This window comes from Streptomyces roseoverticillatus (assembly GCF_000719265.1).
Lineage (GTDB): Bacteria > Actinomycetota > Actinomycetes > Streptomycetales > Streptomycetaceae > Streptomyces > Streptomyces roseoverticillatus.
Genome location: NZ_JOFL01000008.1, coordinates 127,937 through 144,086, shown reverse-complemented (window position 1 = coordinate 144,086; position 16,150 = coordinate 127,937). Strand labels below are relative to the sequence as shown.

The following is a 16,150-nucleotide window of genomic DNA, read 5'->3' as shown; positions in this document are numbered from 1 at the left end:
CGGAGGCCGGAATTGCCGGCCCGGAGGCCACCGCCCGGAGGCCGGGTCACTGCTCCGGACGGGGTCCTTCCGTCACGTTCTCGCCCACAAGGGTGCGGACCAGACGGGCGACTTGCGCGGCGGCCTCCTCGTCCGACGCGCCCGGGGCGACGACGTAGGACAACGTCAGCCGTACGGCCGCCTCGCAGGCCCACAGCGTGACCTCCGGCGCCCGCTCCCCGGCGGTGCCGGAGACCGCGCGGACGGTGCGGTCCCGTATGGCGTCGGCGAGCGGCGCGGCGCCGGGCGCGGAGCGCGGCACGGCCCGGGCGAACGGGCCGCGCGGGGCCGGCAGCACCGGCGCCGCGGCGGCCGGAAGCCGCTCCCCGCGGCAGCCGGTGAGCGCGGCCCGCACGAGGGGGTTGGCCCGCGCCGTGCGCAGGATCCAGCAGGCGGCGGCCGCGCAGCGGGCCCCGGCATCGGCCCCGGCGGCCGGTGCGGTGGCGGGCACGGCGGTGGCGGGCGAGGCGCTCAGGGCCCGCTCGACACCGGCCAGGAAGGCCTCCGCCTCCCGCCGCACCAGGGCCCTGGCCAGGCCGTCCTTGCTGCCGAACTCGTTGTAGAGCGTCTGCCGGGACACCCCGGCGGAGGCGGCGACGTCCACCATCCGGACCCCGTTCCAGGGCCGGGTGCGCAGCGCCGCGAAGGCCGCGTCCAGCAAGAGCTCTCGTGCCGCGGGCATGGTCGCCTCCCCGGCCGTCCGGCCGCACTACGGCTGTGGCCACAGAATTGACGTGCCGCCATACGGTGTCAAGAGCCGTGGGCGGGCCGCGAGGCCCGAAGCGGATGCCACAGGTACTGTTCAGCCATGTCCGACTACCACGATGATCTGCGTCTGGCCCACGTCCTCGCGGATGCCGCAGACGCGGCCACCATGGACCGGTTCAAGGCCCTCGACCTGAAGGTCGAGACCAAACCGGACATGACCCCGGTGAGCGAGGCGGACAAGGCCGCCGAGGAGCTGATCCGCGGCCATCTGCAGCGCGCACGGCCGCGCGACGCGGTGCTGGGCGAGGAGTTCGGCAGCGAGGGCACGGGCCCGCGCCGCTGGGTGATCGACCCCATCGACGGCACCAAGAACTATGTGCGCGGCGTGCCGGTCTGGGCCACCCTGATCTCGCTCATGGTGCAGGTCGAGCAGGGCGGGTCGGTCGGTTTCGAGCCCGTCGTGGGCGTGGTGTCGGCACCGGCGCTGGGCCGCCGGTGGTGGGCCGCCCGGGGCTCGGGCGCGTACACCGGCCGCAGCCTGACGTCGGCGACCCGCCTGCAGGTGTCGCGCGTGGGCCGCGTCGAGGACGCGTCCTTCGCCTACTCCTCGCTCAGCGGCTGGGAGGAGCGCGGCCTGCTGCCGGGCTTCCTCGACCTCACGCGCGACTGCTGGCGGACCCGCGGCTACGGCGACTTCTGGCCGTACATGATGGTCGCCGAGGGGTCGGTGGACATCTGCGCCGAACCGGAGCTGTCGCTGTGGGACATGGCGGCGAACGTGGTCATCGTGGAGGAGGCCGGCGGCCGCTTCACCGGCCTGGACGGCCGCCCCGGGCCGCACAGCGGCAACGCCGCGGCGTCCAACGGCCTGCTCCACGACGAGCTGCTGGGCTACCTCCGGACGTAGGCGTGCGGGCCGGGGATCCGGGCGCAGGGCATACGGGCCGGGCCCCGGGACGTACAGCGCCGGTCCGGGGCGGGCGCGGTGGCGCCCCCGAGCGCGGTTACGGCCCCACGCGCCCCTTGTTGGGCGGGCCGCGTCGTGTGACGATGAAGGACCCACGCTTGTGAACTTGTGAATCCCTACTGGGGGTTCACGGTCCACCAAGGAGGTGGCTCCAGCCATGCTCGTCCGCGACGCCATGAGCACGGTGGTCCTCACCATCGGCCCCGCCCACACCCTCCGCCAGGCGGCCCGGCTGATGTCCGCGCGCAGGATAGGGGCCGCGGTCGTCCTCGACCCCGATACCAGCGGGCTCGGCATCCTCACCGAGCGGGACATCCTCAATTCGGTGGGCGCCGGGCAGGACCCGGACCGGGAGACGGCCCACGCGCACACCACGACGGACGTCGTCTTCGCGGCCCCGGAGTGGACCCTCGACGAGGCCGCCGCGGCCATGTCGCGCGGCGGCTTCCGGCACCTGATCGTCCTCGACGGCCACGGGCCGGTGGGGGTGGTGTCGGTGCGCGACATCATCCGCTGCTGGGTGCGGGCGAGGGCGCGCGGGTCCCGGGAGGACGCCGGCGTGCTGGCGGGCTGAAGGGCGCGAGTGCTCCGTACAGCCGGAGAGGCCGGAGCCCAATGGCGTCCGGCCTCTCCGGGTCATGCACGGCAAGCGGTCATTGAGCAACCCCTACGGCGAGTCACCACCTCCGCGAGAGCGGCGGCGGCTTAGCCGCGAAGGGGGCGCAGTGCCTGGACCGCTGCGTCGAGCCGCTTGCCGTAGTCCGCGTCCGCCTGGCGGAAGTTGTTGATGGCCCGCTCGGCGATGTCGTCGCGCGAGACCTTCGCGATGAAGCCCGCGAGGTTGGCGATCAGACGCTCCTTCTCCTCCTCCGACATCAGCCGGTAGAGGTTGCCCGCCTGCACGAAGTCGTTGTCCTCGGCGTGCGAGGGCGCCTCGTGCGTGCCGGTGGCGCCGGTGACCGCAGTGGGCTGCCACAGCGCCGCTCCGGTCTGCTGCGGGCCGCCGAAGGAGTTGGGCTCGTAGTTCTTGGCGCGGCCGTGGCGGCCGTCGTAGGCGTGGCCGTCCCGGCCGTAGGTGCGCGCCACGGTGGCGCGCGGGCGGTTCACCGGCAGGTGGTCGGCGTTGATGCCGACGCGGTAGCGGTGGGCGTCGCCGTAGGCGAAGAGGCGGCCCTGCAGCATCTTGTCCGGGGAGGGGCCGATGCCCGGCACGAAGTGCGCCGGCGAGAAGATCGCCTGCTCCACCTCGGCGAAGATGTTGTCGGGGTTGCGGTTGAGCTCCAGCTTGCCGATCTCGATCGGCGGGTAGTCCTCGTGCGGCCACACCTTGGTGAGGTCGAACGGGTTGAAGCGGTAGTTCGCCGCCTCGTCCGCCGGCATGATCTGCACCTGGACGGTCCAGGTCGGGAACTCGCCGCGCTCGATGGACTCGCGCAGGTCGCGCTGGTGGAAGTCCGGGTCCTCGCCGGCGATCCGGTCGCCCTCGGCCTGGGTGAGGCTCTTGACGCCCTGGTCGGTCTTGAAGTGGTACTTGACCCAGAAGGTCTCGCCGGCGGCGTTGTTCCACTGGAAGGTGTGCGAGCCGTAGCCGTTCATGTGGCGGTACGAGGCGGGGATGCCGCGGTCGCCGAACAGCCAGGTCACCTGGTGGGTGGCCTCCGGGGAGAGCCCCCAGAAGTCCCAGACGTTGTCCGCCTCCTGCGAGCCGGTGTACGGGTCGCGCTTCTGGGTGTGGATGAAGTCGGGGAACTTGATGGCGTCCTTGATGAAGAACACCGGGGTGTTGTTGCCGACGAGGTCGTAATTGCCCTCCTCGGTGTAGAACTTGAGGGAGAAGCCGCGGGGGTCGCGCACCGTGTCGGCGGAGCCGAGGCTGCCGGCGACGGTCGAGAACCGCAGGAACGTCTCGGTCTGCTTGCCCACCTCGGAGAGGAACGCGGCCCGGGTGTACCGCGTGACGTCGGCGGTCACGGTGAACGTGCCGTACGCACCGGCGCCGCGGGCGTGCACCACGCGCTCCGGGATGCGCTCGCGGTTGAAGTGCGCGAGCTTCTCGATCAGCGACTGGTCCTGGATCAGGACGGGGCCGCCGACGCCCGCGGTCTCACCGTTCTGGTTGTCCGCGACCGGAGCTCCGGACTCCGTGGTCAGCGGGCCCGTCGTGTAGATGTCCTCGCCCTGAACCGGCACGTGTGCCTCCGTCATCCGTCATCTCGTCCGTCACTCGGCCCCGAACCGGCCGACCGGTCTTCTGGTCGATCGCCTGGCCTTGAGCCGAGCTCGATCCTACATTAGACGTTGTCTAAGTCAAGATAGACATGACATAGATATGAGATCCAATGGTGGACGAGGGCCGCTGCTACGCTGGTCCTATCTGACTGATAGGTGAATGGCATGAGTGACCTGCTGGAACGGCTCCGGGGACGCGGCTGGCGGCTGACCTCGCAGCGACGCGTCGTCGCCGAGGTCCTCGACGGGGACCACGTGCACTACACCGCGGACGAGGTGCACGCCAAGGCCGCCGAACTGCTGCCGGAGATCTCGCGCGCGACCGTGTACAACACCCTCGGGGAGCTGGTCTCCCTGGGCGAGATCATGGAAGTGAGCACGGACGGGCGCGCCAAGCGCTACGACCCCAACGCCCACCACGCGCACCAGCACCTGGTGTGCTCGCAGTGCGGCACCATCCGGGACGTCCACCCCACGGGCGACCTGCTCGCCGGGCTGCCCGCCGAGGAGCGCTTCGGCTTCCAGGTGGCGGCGGTCGAGGTCACCTACCGCGGCCTGTGCCCCGGCTGCTCCACGGCATGAGAGAAGGCCCGGATCCTTGAGGATCCGGGCCTTCGTCTGCAGTAGCGGGGACAGGATTTGAACCTGCGACCTCTGGGTTATGAGCCCAGCGAGCTACCGAGCTGCTCCACCCCGCGTCGGTAAGACAGACTCTAACCCGGTGACGGCTGCTGAGGCAAATGAGGTACACCGGCAACGCCGGGCCGGCTCTGCCGAGCGGCCCTACGCGGTCAGCTCCTGCTGCAACGCATCCCGCAGCCGGGCGGCCCGCTCCGCCACCTCCGGCGGCCCGAGCGCGACAGCCCGGTCGCACCAGTGCCGCCCCTCCGTGAGGTCGCCCCGCCGCGCCGCCAGCAGGGCGAGCCGCAGGGCGGCCCGCCCGTGGCCGGACTCGGCCGCGCGGGCCCACCACAGGGCGGCCTCCGGCTCGCTGCCCTCGCGGGCCAGCAGCAGCCCCAGGTTGAAGGCGCCGTTGCGGCTGCCGGCCTCGGCCGCCTCGCGGTACCAGTGCGCGGCCTCGACCACGTCGCCCCGCTCGGCGACGAGCATCCCGAGCCGCACCTGGGCGCGGCGGTGGCCCTGCCGGGCGGCCCGGCCGTACCACTCCTCGCACTCCTCGCGCGCCTCCTCGTCCCGGTCGAGGAGCGCGCCCAGCCGGAAGGCGGCCTCCGCGCTGCCGCCCCGTACGGCCACCCGGAGGTGCCGCTCGGCGGCCTCCTCGTCGCCGTCGCGAAGGAGGGCCATGGCGACCTGGAGGGCGGCGTCGGTGTGCCCGGCCGACGCGGCCCGCTCGTACCACTGGAAGGCCGTGCGGTCCTCGTCCCGCCCGGCGTAGAGGATGCCGAGGTTGAAGGCCGCGTCGACGCTGCCCGCCTCGGCGGCCTTGGAGAACCACGGCTCGGCGCCGGCCGCGTCGCCGCCCTGGAGGAGCAGCACGGCCAGGGCGTTGGCGGCCTCCTTGTGGCCGGCGTAGGCGGCGCGGCGGTACCACTGCTCGGCCTGGGCGGTGCGGCCCTGCTCGGCGCAGAGCAGGCCGAGGTTGTACGCGCCGTTGACGTCACCGTGGTCGAGCGCCGTGCGGTACCAGCGCTCGGCCTCCTGGGACTCGCCGCGATCGGCGTGCAGGGCGCCCAGGGCGTTGGCGGCATTGCCGTCGCCCTCCTGGGCGGCGCGGCGCCACCACACGGCGGCGCTGTCGGTGTCCCCGGCGTCGCGCAGCAGGAAGCCGAGGGCGCAGGCCGCGCGGGGCTCGCCGTCCTTGGCGGACGTCAGGTACCAGCGGGCGGCCTCCTGGGACTCGCCGCGGGCCTCCAGCAGGGTGCCCAGGTGGAGGGCGGCCCGGCGGTGGCCGCGGGCGGCGGCCTGGCGGTACCACTGCTCGGCCTCGCGGCCCGGGCCGCTGCCCTCGCGGCCGCCCGCGGCGGCGGCGCGCAGCTCGCGGACGGAGGTCTCGACGCCGCCGGGGCCGAGGCTCTCGGCGCGGGAGCGCGGCGCGCGGCCGTCCAGGATGCGGGCGAGGCGGTAGGCGGCCTCGCGGTGGCCCCGCTCGGCCGCGGCCCGGAACCAGCGCTCGGCGCCGACGTCGCTGCGGTGCTCCAGGAGGTCGGCGAGGGCGTAGGCGCCGAGAGCGTGCCCGGATTCAGCCGATTGGCGCAGCCAGTACTCGGCGGCGGGCTCGTCCCCGCGCTCACGGTGGTAGCGGCCGAGGGCGTGCGCGGCGGCCGGGGACCCGGCGACGGCGGCGATGCGCCACCACCCCGCGGCCTCGTCGGCGTAGCCCCGCTGGTGCAGCAGGACGCCCAGGTTGTTGGCGGCGGAGCGGTCGCCCTCGGCCGTGGCGGCGCGCAGGTGGCGCTCCGCCCCGTCGAGGTCTCCACGGCGCAGCAGCAGGGCACCGAGCATGCTCAGAGCGGCGGGGTCACCGCCCTCCGCGGCGCGGCGGCGAACGGTCTCCAGCTCGAGGTCGGCGGCGTCGCCGGCGTCGGCGGAGTCCGCCGTGCCGGGACGGAGCCCCGGCATTTCCTGTTCGCTCCCGTCACCGGGAGCCTCTACAAGCCGGCCTGTCTCCCACAGCGTCGTCCTGTCCCCCATAAGCCCCATCGTCGCACCACCCGCAACCCGCGTACACCTGGTATACCGCAGCCAGTGAGGTCACTTCAGCGTTTTGTCGACTTCCCGACTTCCCGACACGACGGGGCTCCAAACTCTCCACAGAAGCCCCGCACACAACCCGCACAGTCCGCGTCACCCGGACACCGCACGGCCGGGGTGGCCGGCGGGGTCCGGGAACGACAAGGCCCGGAGTCCGAGGCTGGACTCCGGGCCTTGTCTTGAAGTAGCGGGGACAGGATTTGAACCTGCGACCTCTGGGTTATGAGCCCAGCGAGCTACCGAGCTGCTCCACCCCGCGCTGTTGTGGAACAACCGTACCACGGCGCGGGGCGGGGCTTGATCAACTTCCCGGCTTGCCGGCACCCTTCTCGGCGGCCTTGGCCTCGGCCTTGGCGGCCCGGTCCAGGGCGTCCTTCAGGGCGTCCTGGGCCTTGCCGTACTCCGCCCAGTTCTTGTTCTCCAGGGCCTTCTGGCTCGCCGCGAAGGCGTCCTGGGCGTCCTTCAGGGCTTGCTTGACGGTGGGGTCCTGAGTGGGGGTGGAGGGCTTCTCCGGCTGGGCGGGGCCGCCTTCCGACGCCTTCTTGCCGAACACCGCGTCCAGGGCCTGCTCCAAGGTGTCCTCGAAGGCGGTGTTCTTGCCGTAGGTCACGAGCACCTTGCGCAGCAGGGGGTAATTCGTGCCGGCGCCTCGCACATAGACCGGTTCCACGTACAGCAACCCGTCGCCCAAGGGCACGGTCAGCAGATTGCCGTACTCGACCTCGGAATCGCCGCCCATTCTCTTCAGAACGTTGATCTTCTCGGCGATCTTCGTATCGCTGTTGAAGTTGCTCTGCACCTGCTGCGGACCCGAGACGGGGTTGTCCGACGGCATTTTCAGGATTCTGATCCTGCCGTAATCGGGGCTCGTGGCATCCGCGTCGACCGCCATGAAGGCCCCGAGGTTCTCCCTCGACTTCGGAGTCAGCGTCGTCGTCAGCGAGAAGGCCTGCTTCTCCTGGCGAGGCATCTTCATGCTCAGGTAGTAGGGCGGTACCGCGTTGCCCTTCTTGGTGGTCGGGTCGTCCGGGACCTCCCAGCGCTCGCTGCCCGTGTAGAACGTGCCCGGGTTGGTCACGTGGTAGCGGGTCAGGAGCTCACGCTGGACCTTGAAGAGGTCCTGCGGGTAGCGCAGGTGGTCCATCAGGGCCGGGGCGATGTCGCTCTTCGCCTTCACCGTGCCGGGGAACGCCTTCATCCAGGTCTTGAGGACCGGGTCCTTGGTGTCCCACTGGTACAGCTTCACCGTGCCGTCGTAGGCGTCCACGGTCGCCTTGACGGAATTGCGGATGTAGTTGACCTGATTCTGCTGGGCGACGACCGCGCGCTGTCCGGTCGTGAGCGAGTCCGCGGTGGTGTCCCCGAGGGTCGTCCGCGAGGCGTACGGGTAGCCGTTGGACGTCGTGTAGGCGTCCACGATCCACTGGATGCGGCCGTTCACCACGGCCGGGTAGGCGTCGCCGTCGATGGTCAGCCACGGGGCGACCGCCTCGACGCGCTCCTTGGGCGTGCGGTTGTAGAGGATCCGCGAACCGTCGCCGATGGCGCCGGAGTAGAGGATCTGCGGCTCGCCGAAAGCCACGGCGTACGCGGCGCGGTTCACCGGATTCGAGAGGCTGACGCCGCTCTTGCCCTCGTAGGTGTAGCTCTTCTCGCCCTTGTCGCTGGAGTAGTCCAGCTCCTGCTGAGGGCCGCCCACGATCGAGTACTGGGTGGTCTTCTCGCCGAAGTACACACGCTGCTCGTACTTCCCGAGGTCACCCGTCGTCGGCAGGCTGTTCTCGGTGAAGTCGGGCTCGCCCTCGCTCGTGACGGCCGTTCCCTTGGCGGTGATGGCGCCGTACCCGTGGGTGTACTTGAAGTGGTCGTTGATCCAGTTGCGCTCGGGAATGCCCCGGATGTTCAGCTCGCGCAGACCGATGACCGTGTCCTGCTCCTTGCCGTCCTTCTTGTAACGGTCGACATCGAGCGTGGACGGGAATTGGTAGTAACCCTTGACCTGCTGCTTCTGCTGGAAGGTGGGCGAGACGATGTTCGGGTCGAGCAGCCGGAGACTGGCCGTGGTGTTGGCCTCGGCCCGCAGCTTCTCCCGGTCCTTGTCCTCGACGTTGTTACGGCCGGCATAGTCCTGAATGTCGGCCTTGTCGATCCCGTACGCCTCGCGCGTCGCCGTGATGTTCTTCTTGATGTACGGCGCTTCCTTGGCCTGCTCGTTCGGCTGGACCTGGAACTTCTGCACGATCGCCGGGTAGAGCCCGCCGATCAGCACGGCCGACAGCACCATCAGCCCGAAGCCGATCACCGGCAGCTGCCAGGTGCGCCGCCACAGCGTGGCGAAGAACAGCACCGCGCAGATCAGCGCGATGATGAAGAGGATCGTCTTGGCCGGCAGATACGCGTTGGCGTCGACGTAGCGCAGCCCCGTCCAGCCGTCGGTGGACTTCAGGCCGCTGGACTTCACCGCCAGGCCGTAGCGGTCCAGCCAGTACGCGACGGCCTTCAGGCCCACGAAGATCCCGAGCAGCACGGACAGGTGCCCCGTGGCCGCGGCCGTCGCCCGGTGGCCCGGGCTGGTCAGCCGCAGGCCGCCGTAAAGGTAGTGCACCAGGGCCGCGGCGATCAGCGACAGGACCGCGGCGGCGAAGCCGAAGCTCAGCAGGAAGCGGTACCAGGGCAGGTCGAAGGTGTAGAAGGAGATGTCCTTGTGGAACTGCGGGTCCTTCTGGTGGAAGGAGACGCCGTTGACCCACTGCAGCCACGTGCGCCACTGGCCGGCCGCCGAGGCGCCCGCGACCAGGCCCACGAGCGCCGTGACCGCCAGCAGCGCCCACTTCTTGTAGGGCGCGATGCTCATCCGGTAGCGGTCGAGGCTCTGCTGCTCCATCGACATCGCGGCCAGCGGCGGCCGCAGCCGGTGCGCCAGCCAGATGTTGGTCCCCACCGCCAGCGCCATCAGCAGGCCGAAGACCGCGAACAGGCCGATCTTGGTGCCGAGCGTGGTGGTGAAGACCGAGGAGTAGTCCACCGAGCGGTACCAGAGCCAGTCCGTCCAGAACCCCGCGAACATCACGAAGAGCATGGCCAGTGCGGCCAGCACGCCCAGCGTCGTGAGCAGGGTCCGGATCCGCCGGGACGGTCGGCCGACTCTGATCCGTGGCCCTGTCGGGCCTCCGCCGCGGTCCGGCATCTGGAAAGCCAAGGTGCGCACCTCGAAGTTCGCTGTGAGTGGAGCTGTCGATCAGGGCCCAGCGATACTAGGGCCCAAGGTGGCAACTTACCGAGGCTTTACTCAGTTCCCGTTTTCGGTCCCTCTCAGGGCACGATATTGCTCATGTCCAGCACTTCCAGCACCCCCGACCCCTCCCTTCCGTCCGGCCCCGGCGGCCCGGGCGGCGACGTTCCCATGGCGGCCAGCCCGCTGACCCGCGCCGTTCTCGAGATCGACCAGTACGCCTCCGGCCTCGGCTGGGACCAGCCCGCGCGGCTGTTCGCCCTGGTCGACACGGGCAAGCTGCGCGCCCAGGAGCCCGGCCTCGCCGACCAGCTCGGGCTCGACGAGCACACCCAGGCCGGCGCCCTGACCCCGATCGAGCAGGACGAGATCCCGGCGGGCACCCCCCTGGACAAGTTCCTCGGCACCATCGCGTGGCCCGACGCGGTGACGGGCTGCGCTCTGACCGTGGAGCGGCTCATGCTGCCGCCGTCCGCCGAGGGCACCGTGCCCAACGGCATGAGCGAGAAGCAGCTCGCCAAGTGGGTCGCCGCCCACCCGGAGCGGCAGGAGGTCCGGATGACGGTCGCCGTGCTGCGGGACGGCGCGCGGGAGACCGCGGTGCGGCTGCGCGAGAAGGACTCGCCGACCGAGGTCCTCACCGGCCCTGACCTGGTGCCGGGCCTGGCGGAGGCGCTGACGGCGACGTTCGAGGACTAGTCCGCCACCGCCGTACGCCTTTGAGCGCCGGGCGCGCTGAAGTACCAGCCCGCCCGGCGTTTGAGGACCGGAGTCCGGGGCGGAGCCCCGGTGGCAGGGCGGGCGTCAGCCCGCCGAGCAGAGGGGCAGCCCTGCCGAATCGCCCTTGCGGATCTTCTCCAGGGCGCCGACCGCGTCGCCGATGGTGTCGACCTTGATCAGCGTGAGCCCGGCCGGCTTGTCCTTCGCCGCGGCCGCGCAGTTGTCCTTCGGCGTCAGGAAGTACCGGGCGCCCTTGTTGCGCGCGCCCACCGTCTTCATCTCGACGCCGCCGATCGGGCCGACCTTGCCGTTGTCGTCTATGGTCCCGGTGCCGGCGATGAACTTGCCGCCGGTGAGGTCCCCGGGCGTGAGCTTGTCGACTATCCCGAGGGCGAACATCAGCCCGGCGCTCGGCCCGCCGACGTCCGCCAGCTTGATGTTGATCGTGAACGGGAAGGTGTGGTCCGTCCCGGCCTGGATGCCGACCACGGCCCGCTTGTCGTCGGGCGCCTTGGCCGTGGTGAGGGTGACGTCCTGCTCGCCGGCCGGCTGCCGCTTCTCCTTCTCCGCCGCCGCGGCCTCCTTGGCCGGAACGATCCGGAAAGTGACCTTCTGGCCGGGCTGGTGCTTGGTGACCAGCTTGGCGACGTCACCGGGCTGCTTGATCTCCGTGCCGTCGACGGACCTGATCACGTCGCCGGCGTGGAGCTGCCCCTCGGCCGGGCTGTTCTTGACGACCGACGCCACCACCGTGCGCGTGCCGACCGGGATGTCCAGCTGCTTGAGCGCCGCCACCTTGGCGCTCTCCTGCGACTGGCTGAACTCCTCCGCCGTCTCCTGGTTGAGCTCGTCGGGCGTCTTGTCGTCCGGGTAGAGCGTGGAGTGCGGGACGACCAGGTTGTCGTGCGCGATCCAGCCGTAGACCGCCTCCACCAGGTTCATCCGGTACTGGGAGCCGGTGACGCGGACCGTCGTCATGTTGAGATTGCCGGTCGTCGGATACGTCTCGTGGCCGGAGATCTGCAGGACCGGCTCCCCGCCGTGCTCACCGAGCGTATTGACCGTCGGCCCCGGCGACATCTCCGCGTAGGGCACGGGGATCAGCACGCCCGCGCAGAGGAGCGCGATCAGCATCAAGAGGGAGGCGAGCATCGTCGCGGTGCGGCGGGGCATGGAACGACAGTACGGGACGGGTCTGACAGTCCACCCGCGGGGCGGTCCGTCCGGGGAGCGGACGGGGAGGCCGCCGGGGGCTCCCGTATCCGGACCCGCGCTCCGGCGCGAGCCGGGGGGCGCGTCAGGAGACTCCGGTACCGGAATCCGAGCGCTCCATCGCCTCGCGGAACCGTGCGTAGCCGGCGAGCTCGGAGATGTCCCCGGCCTTGCGGTTACGGGCGGCCCAGGTGCCCCACAGCAGAGCAACGACGGCCGCAGCAACCGGAATCAGCAACCACACGAGTGCCGACATACCGACCTCCCGACCCCCGGACACCGCCACTGAAAAGACCGATGAGCAGATTAGTCTTTCGCACACTCAACGCTCACGTCAGGGGGCCGGTTACGCAACCGGAAGCGATCCTTCAGGCCATTCCTCCGCCAGGCCTGTTTACGGGGGCTACGCCCCCACCCTCCCCCAGCTACCGCTGGGGGTGCCCCCATCCCTAAACACCCACCCACTCTTCGGTGCCGTCCTGGAACACCTGGTGCTTCCAGATCGGGACCTCGCGCTTGAGGTCGTCGATGAGCCGGCGGCAGGCCTCGAACGCCTCCGCCCGGTGGGGACACGAAACGGCCACCACGACGGCCAGGTCACCGATCTCCAGGTCGCCCACGCGGTGCACCGCCGCCAGCGCCCGCACCGGGAAGTCCGCCGCGACCTTCTCCGCGACGCGGCGCAGCTCCGCCTCCGCGGTGGGATGGGCGGAGTAGCCGAGTCCGCGGACGCCCGCGCCCCCGTCGTGGTCGCGCACCGTGCCCACGAAGAGCGCGGTGCCTCCCGCGGCGTGGTCGCCCACGGCCGAGAAGACCTCGTCCACGGACAGGGGGGTGTCGCGCACCGCCAGCAGGCGGACCGGGTCCGCCGCGGCGAGCTCGCCGGGGTGATCGTACGTACGGGCCATGGCCCCATCGTGCCGTACGGAGGGCGTGGGCGAGGACCGGCCTTCCAAACAGCCGTACGAGAAGGCTCCTGGGCGGCCCTACGGGCCCTGCGCGGGCCCGTGCGGGCCCGGGAGCCCCTGGAGGCCCCGGGGGCCGCTAGAGCCGGCGGCGCGCCTTGCGGGCCCGGCGGACGAGCGCGGCGGTGCCCAGCAGTGCCACGGTCGCCCCCGCGGCGCCCGCGGCGGTGGCGTCCTTGCGGCCGAGGCGGCGGCCCGCGACCGTGTGCCGGCCGGAGACCTCCTCCAGCAGCTCGGCGAGGACCTCCTCGTTCGTCCAGCGCGGCCGCCAGCCCGCCTCGTGCAGCCGGCTCCCGCTGACCACCCACGGGTGCATCGTGTACTCGAGGTCGCCGGCGGGCGACGGCGTCAGGCCGAGGCGGTGCAGCCGGGAAGCCGCCCCGAGGGCGACGGCGGAGGGCAGCTCCATGCGGCGGATGCCGGAGAGCTCCTCGACCTCCTCCTGCTCCAGCCAGCCGTCGCAGCCGACCGCGAGCTCGCCCTCGGCCTTCTCCAGGGCGGCGAACTCCAGGGCGCTGACCAGGTCCTCCACGTGGCAGAACTGCCAGGTCGGCCGGGATCCGGCGACGACCAGGAGGCGGGGCGACTCGAAGTAGCGGGTCAGGGCCGTGTCGGTGCCGCCGACGAGGACCGCGGGCCGCAGGACGGTGACGTTCAGGCCGGGGTGGGCGCGCGGCGCCCGCCGGGCGAGCCGCTCGATCTCCAGCAGGTCGCCGACGCCGGTGGCCTCGGCGGTGGCGCGCAGCTCGGCGTCCTCGGCGAGCGGCACGTCGTTGTCGGGCAGGGCCCCGTAGACCATCGCGGAGGTGCACAGCACGACGCGGTGCACCCCGGCGGCCGCGGCGGCGGTGAGGACGGTCTGGGTGCCGCGCACGTTGTAGGCGGTGCGGGCGGCGGGGTCGGTCTCCAGATCGAGGTCGAGGGCGAGGTGCACCACGACGTCGGCGCCGCGCAGCTTCTCGGCGATCGCCGGGTCGCGGACGTCGAGCACGTGCCACTGCGCCTCGGTCACGTCGCCGCGGCGCTCGTCGATCGCCACGACCTGCTTGATGTGCTCGGACACGGCGAGCCGCTGCGTGAGCAGGGCGCCGACGCCGCGGGCGGCACCGGTGACCGCGACGACGGGCCGTCGGCCGCCGTGCGGGCTCGTACTGTCTCGCGCGGAACCGTTTCGCGCTGCGCGAACTTCTGGGTCGGGGGAACTCACCGGGCGTCTCCAGCGGTTGTCTTCAGTACGTACGAGAGATGACGCGTACGGACCAGGTGACGTCCATCCTGCCGCAGGCCCCGGGTCGGCGAAGCACCAAGCCCGGATACCGGTGAGGTGTCTAGGCTGGTGGTGATGTCGGGCATTCGCCGCCGGTCGTGTGCCGGCGGCCCTACGAGCCGAGGAAACCCGTGAGTGACACCCCATTCGGATTCAGTCTTCCGCCGGAGGAGCCCGAGAACGGCGGCGACGGCAAGAAGAAGGGCGAGGGCCAGGGCGGCCAGGGGCCTGCGAATCCGTTCGGGTTCGGCGGGCCGGACGCCGGGGACAACCCCTTCGCCGCGATGTTCGGGTCGATGAACCCCGGTGATCTCGGGGCGGCCTTCCAGCAGCTCGGGCAGATGCTCTCCTACGAGGGCGGCCCGGTGAACTGGGACATGGCCAAGGACATCGCCCGCAAGACCGTCGCGCAGGGCACCGCCGACGGCACCAAGGACGCGAGCGTCACCTCCGGCGAGCGGTCCGCGGTCGAGGAGGCCGTGCGCCTGGCCGACCTGTGGCTGGACGGCGTGACGTCCCTGCCGCAGGGCTCGGGCACGGCGGTGGCCTGGAGCCGCGCCGAGTGGGTCGAGGCGACCCTCCCGGTGTGGAAGGAGCTCGTGGACCCGGTCGCCGAGCGCGTGGGCGCGGCGATGGGCGGCGTGCTGCCCGAGGAGATGCAGGCCATGGCGGGCCCGCTGCTCGGCATGATGCGCTCCATGGGCGGCGCCATGTTCGGCACGCAGATCGGCCAGGCCGTGGGCGTGCTGGCGGGCGAGGTCGTCGGTTCCACCGACATCGGCCTGCCGCTGGGCCCCGCGGGCAAGGCCGCGCTGCTCCCGGTGAACATCGCGGCGCTGGGCGAGGGCCTGGGCGTCCCGCTGGACGAGGTCCGGCTCTACCTGGCCCTGCGCGAGGCGGCCCACCAGCGGCTCTTCGCGCACGTGCCGTGGCTGCGCTCGCACCTCTTCGGTGCCGTCGAGGGCTACGCCCGCGGCATCAAGGTCGACACGGCCAAGCTGGAGGACGTGGTCGGCCAGCTCGACCCCACCCACCCCGAGCAGCTGCAGGAGGCCCTCCAGCAGGGCATGTTCCAGCCGGAGGACTCGCCGGAGCAGAAGGCGGCCCTGGCCCGGCTGGAGACCGCCCTGGCGCTCGTCGAAGGCTGGGTGGACGCCGTCGTGCACGCGGCCGCCGCGCCGCACCTGCCGTCGGCCGGCGCCCTGCGCGAGACGCTGCGCAGGCGGCGCGCCTCCGGCGGTCCGGCGGAGCAGACCTTCGCCACGCTGATCGGCCTGGAGCTGCGGCCGCGCCGGCTGCGGGACGCCTCCCGGCTGTGGGCCTCGCTGGCGGACGCGCGCGGCCCGGAGGGCCGTGACGCCCTCTGGGAGCACCCGGACATGCTGCCGACGGCGGCCGACCTGGACGACCCGGACGGCTTCGTCCACCGCGAGCACCTGGACTTCTCCGAGATCGACAAGATGCTCGGCGAGGCCGCCCGGGGCAAGGGCGAGCAGGGTGCCGAGGACGAGAAGGGCGAGGAGCCCGGGGCCGACGGCAAGGGTGACGACAAGAAGTGAGCCTGCACGACGACGCGGTCCGCGTGCTGAAGGAGTACGCGGACCAGGAGGAGCTGCGCGGGCTCTATCTGGATCACCTGGCGGCCCACCCGGACGGCATGTGGAAGCCCTGCGGGGCCGGGCACGTCACGGCGAGCGCCCTGGTGATCGACCCCTCGCGCGGGCAGGTGCTGCTCACCCTCCACCGCAAGCTGCGGATGTGGCTGCAGATGGGCGGCCACTGCGAGCCCGGTGACGCGACGGTCGAGGCCGCCGCGCTGCGGGAGGCCACGGAGGAGTCCGGGATCGCCGGCCTGACGCTGCTGCCGGGCGGCCCCGTGCGGCTGGACCGGCACCCGATCCCGTCGCCCTGCAACTGGCACCTGGACGTGCAGTACGCGGCGCTGGTGCCGGCCGGGGCGACGGAGGCCATCAGCGACGAGTCGCTGGACCTGCGCTGGTTCCCGTACGCCGAGGTGGGCGACGTCGCCGACGACTCGGTAGTGGAGCTGCTGCGGCGCACGCTGGAGCGGCTGTAAGAGCCGGCTGATGTGCTCTGCT

At 71.8% G+C, this 16,150-nt stretch carries 14 protein-coding genes and 2 tRNA genes; 6 read left to right on the top strand and 10 right to left on the bottom strand.

All coding sequences use genetic code 11. The features are described from left to right. Window positions 1–46 precede the first annotated feature (46 nt). Window positions 47–721, bottom strand: a complete 675-nt coding sequence (locus tag IF61_RS0111595) for a TetR/AcrR family transcriptional regulator (protein WP_052392632.1) — start codon at window positions 719–721, stop codon at window positions 47–49. A gap of 126 nt (window positions 722–847) precedes the next feature. On the opposite strand from IF61_RS0111595, the gene hisN reads away from it, so the two are divergent. After that, entirely contained in the window at window positions 848–1,654 is an 807-nt protein-coding gene (hisN, locus tag IF61_RS0111590) for a histidinol-phosphatase (RefSeq protein WP_030366231.1), read from the top strand. A gap of 217 nt (window positions 1,655–1,871) precedes the next feature. Then, entirely contained in the window at window positions 1,872–2,288 is a 417-nt protein-coding gene (locus IF61_RS0111585; protein WP_030366230.1) for a CBS domain-containing protein, read from the top strand. Between the two features lie 131 nt (window positions 2,289–2,419). Here the strand turns inward: IF61_RS0111585 and IF61_RS0111580 are convergent, their stop codons facing one another. Next, complete coding sequence (locus IF61_RS0111580) at window positions 2,420–3,919, bottom strand: catalase (RefSeq protein WP_052392631.1); 1,500 nt, start codon at window positions 3,917–3,919, stop codon at window positions 2,420–2,422. A 189-nt stretch (window positions 3,920–4,108) separates the two neighbouring features. Between IF61_RS0111580 and IF61_RS0111575 the strand changes: the two genes are divergently transcribed. Continuing rightward, window positions 4,109–4,525, top strand: coding sequence for a Fur family transcriptional regulator (locus tag IF61_RS0111575; RefSeq protein WP_030366228.1), 417 nt, complete (start codon window positions 4,109–4,111; stop codon window positions 4,523–4,525). A 42-nt stretch (window positions 4,526–4,567) separates the two neighbouring features. Here the strand turns inward: IF61_RS0111575 and IF61_RS0111570 are convergent. The 4 genes from IF61_RS0111570 to IF61_RS0111555 all read right to left on the bottom strand — a co-directional run bounded on the left by IF61_RS0111570 (window position 4,568) and on the right by IF61_RS0111555 (window position 9,842). Further along, window positions 4,568–4,641: transfer RNA gene (locus tag IF61_RS0111570), tRNA-Met, on the bottom strand. Window positions 4,642–4,726: 85 nt separating this feature from the next. Next, the gene (locus tag IF61_RS0111565; protein WP_030366227.1) at window positions 4,727–6,604 is read right to left on the bottom strand and encodes a tetratricopeptide repeat protein; all 1,878 of its coding nucleotides are present in this window, start codon (window positions 6,602–6,604) and stop codon (window positions 4,727–4,729) included. Window positions 6,605–6,840: 236 nt separating this feature from the next. Further along, window positions 6,841–6,914, bottom strand: a tRNA-Met gene (locus tag IF61_RS0111560). Window positions 6,915–6,956: 42 nt separating this feature from the next. Then, a complete protein-coding gene (locus tag IF61_RS0111555; protein ID WP_078660143.1) occupies window positions 6,957–9,842 on the bottom strand; it encodes a UPF0182 family membrane protein in 2,886 nt (961 codons plus the stop codon). 144 nt (window positions 9,843–9,986) lie between these two features. Here IF61_RS0111555 and IF61_RS0111550 point away from each other — a divergent pair, with 144 nt between their 5' ends. Beyond that, window positions 9,987–10,586 carry a PPA1309 family protein gene (locus IF61_RS0111550; RefSeq protein ID WP_397945247.1) on the top strand — a complete coding sequence of 200 codons (600 nt, stop codon included), beginning with the start codon at window positions 9,987–9,989 and terminating at the stop codon, window positions 10,584–10,586. 105 nt (window positions 10,587–10,691) lie between these two features. On the opposite strand, the gene IF61_RS0111545 is transcribed toward IF61_RS0111550, so the two are convergent. The 4 genes from IF61_RS0111545 to IF61_RS0111530 all read right to left on the bottom strand — a co-directional run bounded on the left by IF61_RS0111545 (window position 10,692) and on the right by IF61_RS0111530 (window position 13,991). Beyond that, window positions 10,692–11,780 (bottom strand): YlbL family protein, encoded by a 1,089-nt coding sequence (locus IF61_RS0111545; RefSeq protein WP_030366224.1) that lies wholly within the window; start codon window positions 11,778–11,780, stop codon window positions 10,692–10,694. Between the two features lie 124 nt (window positions 11,781–11,904). Further along, window positions 11,905–12,075: a hypothetical protein gene (locus IF61_RS36255; protein WP_169748815.1), complete on the bottom strand. Its 171-nt coding sequence runs from the start codon at window positions 12,073–12,075 to the stop codon at window positions 11,905–11,907. 193 nt (window positions 12,076–12,268) lie between these two features. Beyond that, window positions 12,269–12,727, bottom strand: a complete 459-nt coding sequence (locus IF61_RS0111535) for a molybdenum cofactor biosynthesis protein MoaE (protein ID WP_030366223.1) — start codon at window positions 12,725–12,727, stop codon at window positions 12,269–12,271. 136 nt (window positions 12,728–12,863) lie between these two features. Next, window positions 12,864–13,991 (bottom strand): SDR family oxidoreductase, encoded by a 1,128-nt coding sequence (locus tag IF61_RS0111530; RefSeq protein WP_030366222.1) that lies wholly within the window; start codon window positions 13,989–13,991, stop codon window positions 12,864–12,866. 191 nt (window positions 13,992–14,182) lie between these two features. On the opposite strand from IF61_RS0111530, the gene IF61_RS0111525 reads away from it, so the two are divergent. Further along, on the top strand, window positions 14,183–15,610 hold the full coding sequence (locus IF61_RS0111525; RefSeq protein ID WP_030366221.1) for a zinc-dependent metalloprotease: 1,428 nt from the start codon (window positions 14,183–14,185) through the stop codon (window positions 15,608–15,610). Further along, the gene (locus IF61_RS0111520) at window positions 15,607–16,128 is read left to right on the top strand and encodes an NUDIX hydrolase (RefSeq protein WP_030366220.1); all 522 of its coding nucleotides are present in this window, start codon (window positions 15,607–15,609) and stop codon (window positions 16,126–16,128) included. The genes IF61_RS0111525 and IF61_RS0111520 overlap by 4 nt, the downstream gene beginning before the upstream one ends. Window positions 16,129–16,150: the final 22 nt, after the last annotated feature.

What these genes read in the sequence shown, in the direction of transcription:
- IF61_RS0111595 (WP_052392632.1), bottom strand. Translation starts at nt 721, where the DNA reads ATGCCCGCGGCACGAGAGCTCTTGCTGGACGCGGCCTTCGCGGCGCTG.
- hisN (WP_030366231.1), top strand. Translation starts at nt 848, where the DNA reads ATGTCCGACTACCACGATGATCTGCGTCTGGCCCACGTCCTCGCGGAT.
- IF61_RS0111585 (WP_030366230.1), top strand. Translation starts at nt 1,872, where the DNA reads ATGCTCGTCCGCGACGCCATGAGCACGGTGGTCCTCACCATCGGCCCC.
- IF61_RS0111580 (WP_052392631.1), bottom strand. Translation starts at nt 3,919, where the DNA reads ATGACGGAGGCACACGTGCCGGTTCAGGGCGAGGACATCTACACGACG.
- IF61_RS0111575 (WP_030366228.1), top strand. Translation starts at nt 4,109, where the DNA reads ATGAGTGACCTGCTGGAACGGCTCCGGGGACGCGGCTGGCGGCTGACC.
- IF61_RS0111565 (WP_030366227.1), bottom strand. Translation starts at nt 6,604, where the DNA reads ATGGGGCTTATGGGGGACAGGACGACGCTGTGGGAGACAGGCCGGCTT.
- IF61_RS0111555 (WP_078660143.1), bottom strand. Translation starts at nt 9,842, where the DNA reads ATGCCGGACCGCGGCGGAGGCCCGACAGGGCCACGGATCAGAGTCGGC.
- IF61_RS0111550 (WP_397945247.1), top strand. Translation starts at nt 9,987, where the DNA reads ATGTCCAGCACTTCCAGCACCCCCGACCCCTCCCTTCCGTCCGGCCCC.
- IF61_RS0111545 (WP_030366224.1), bottom strand. Translation starts at nt 11,780, where the DNA reads ATGCCCCGCCGCACCGCGACGATGCTCGCCTCCCTCTTGATGCTGATC.
- IF61_RS36255 (WP_169748815.1), bottom strand. Translation starts at nt 12,075, where the DNA reads ATGTCGGCACTCGTGTGGTTGCTGATTCCGGTTGCTGCGGCCGTCGTT.
- IF61_RS0111535 (WP_030366223.1), bottom strand. Translation starts at nt 12,727, where the DNA reads ATGGCCCGTACGTACGATCACCCCGGCGAGCTCGCCGCGGCGGACCCG.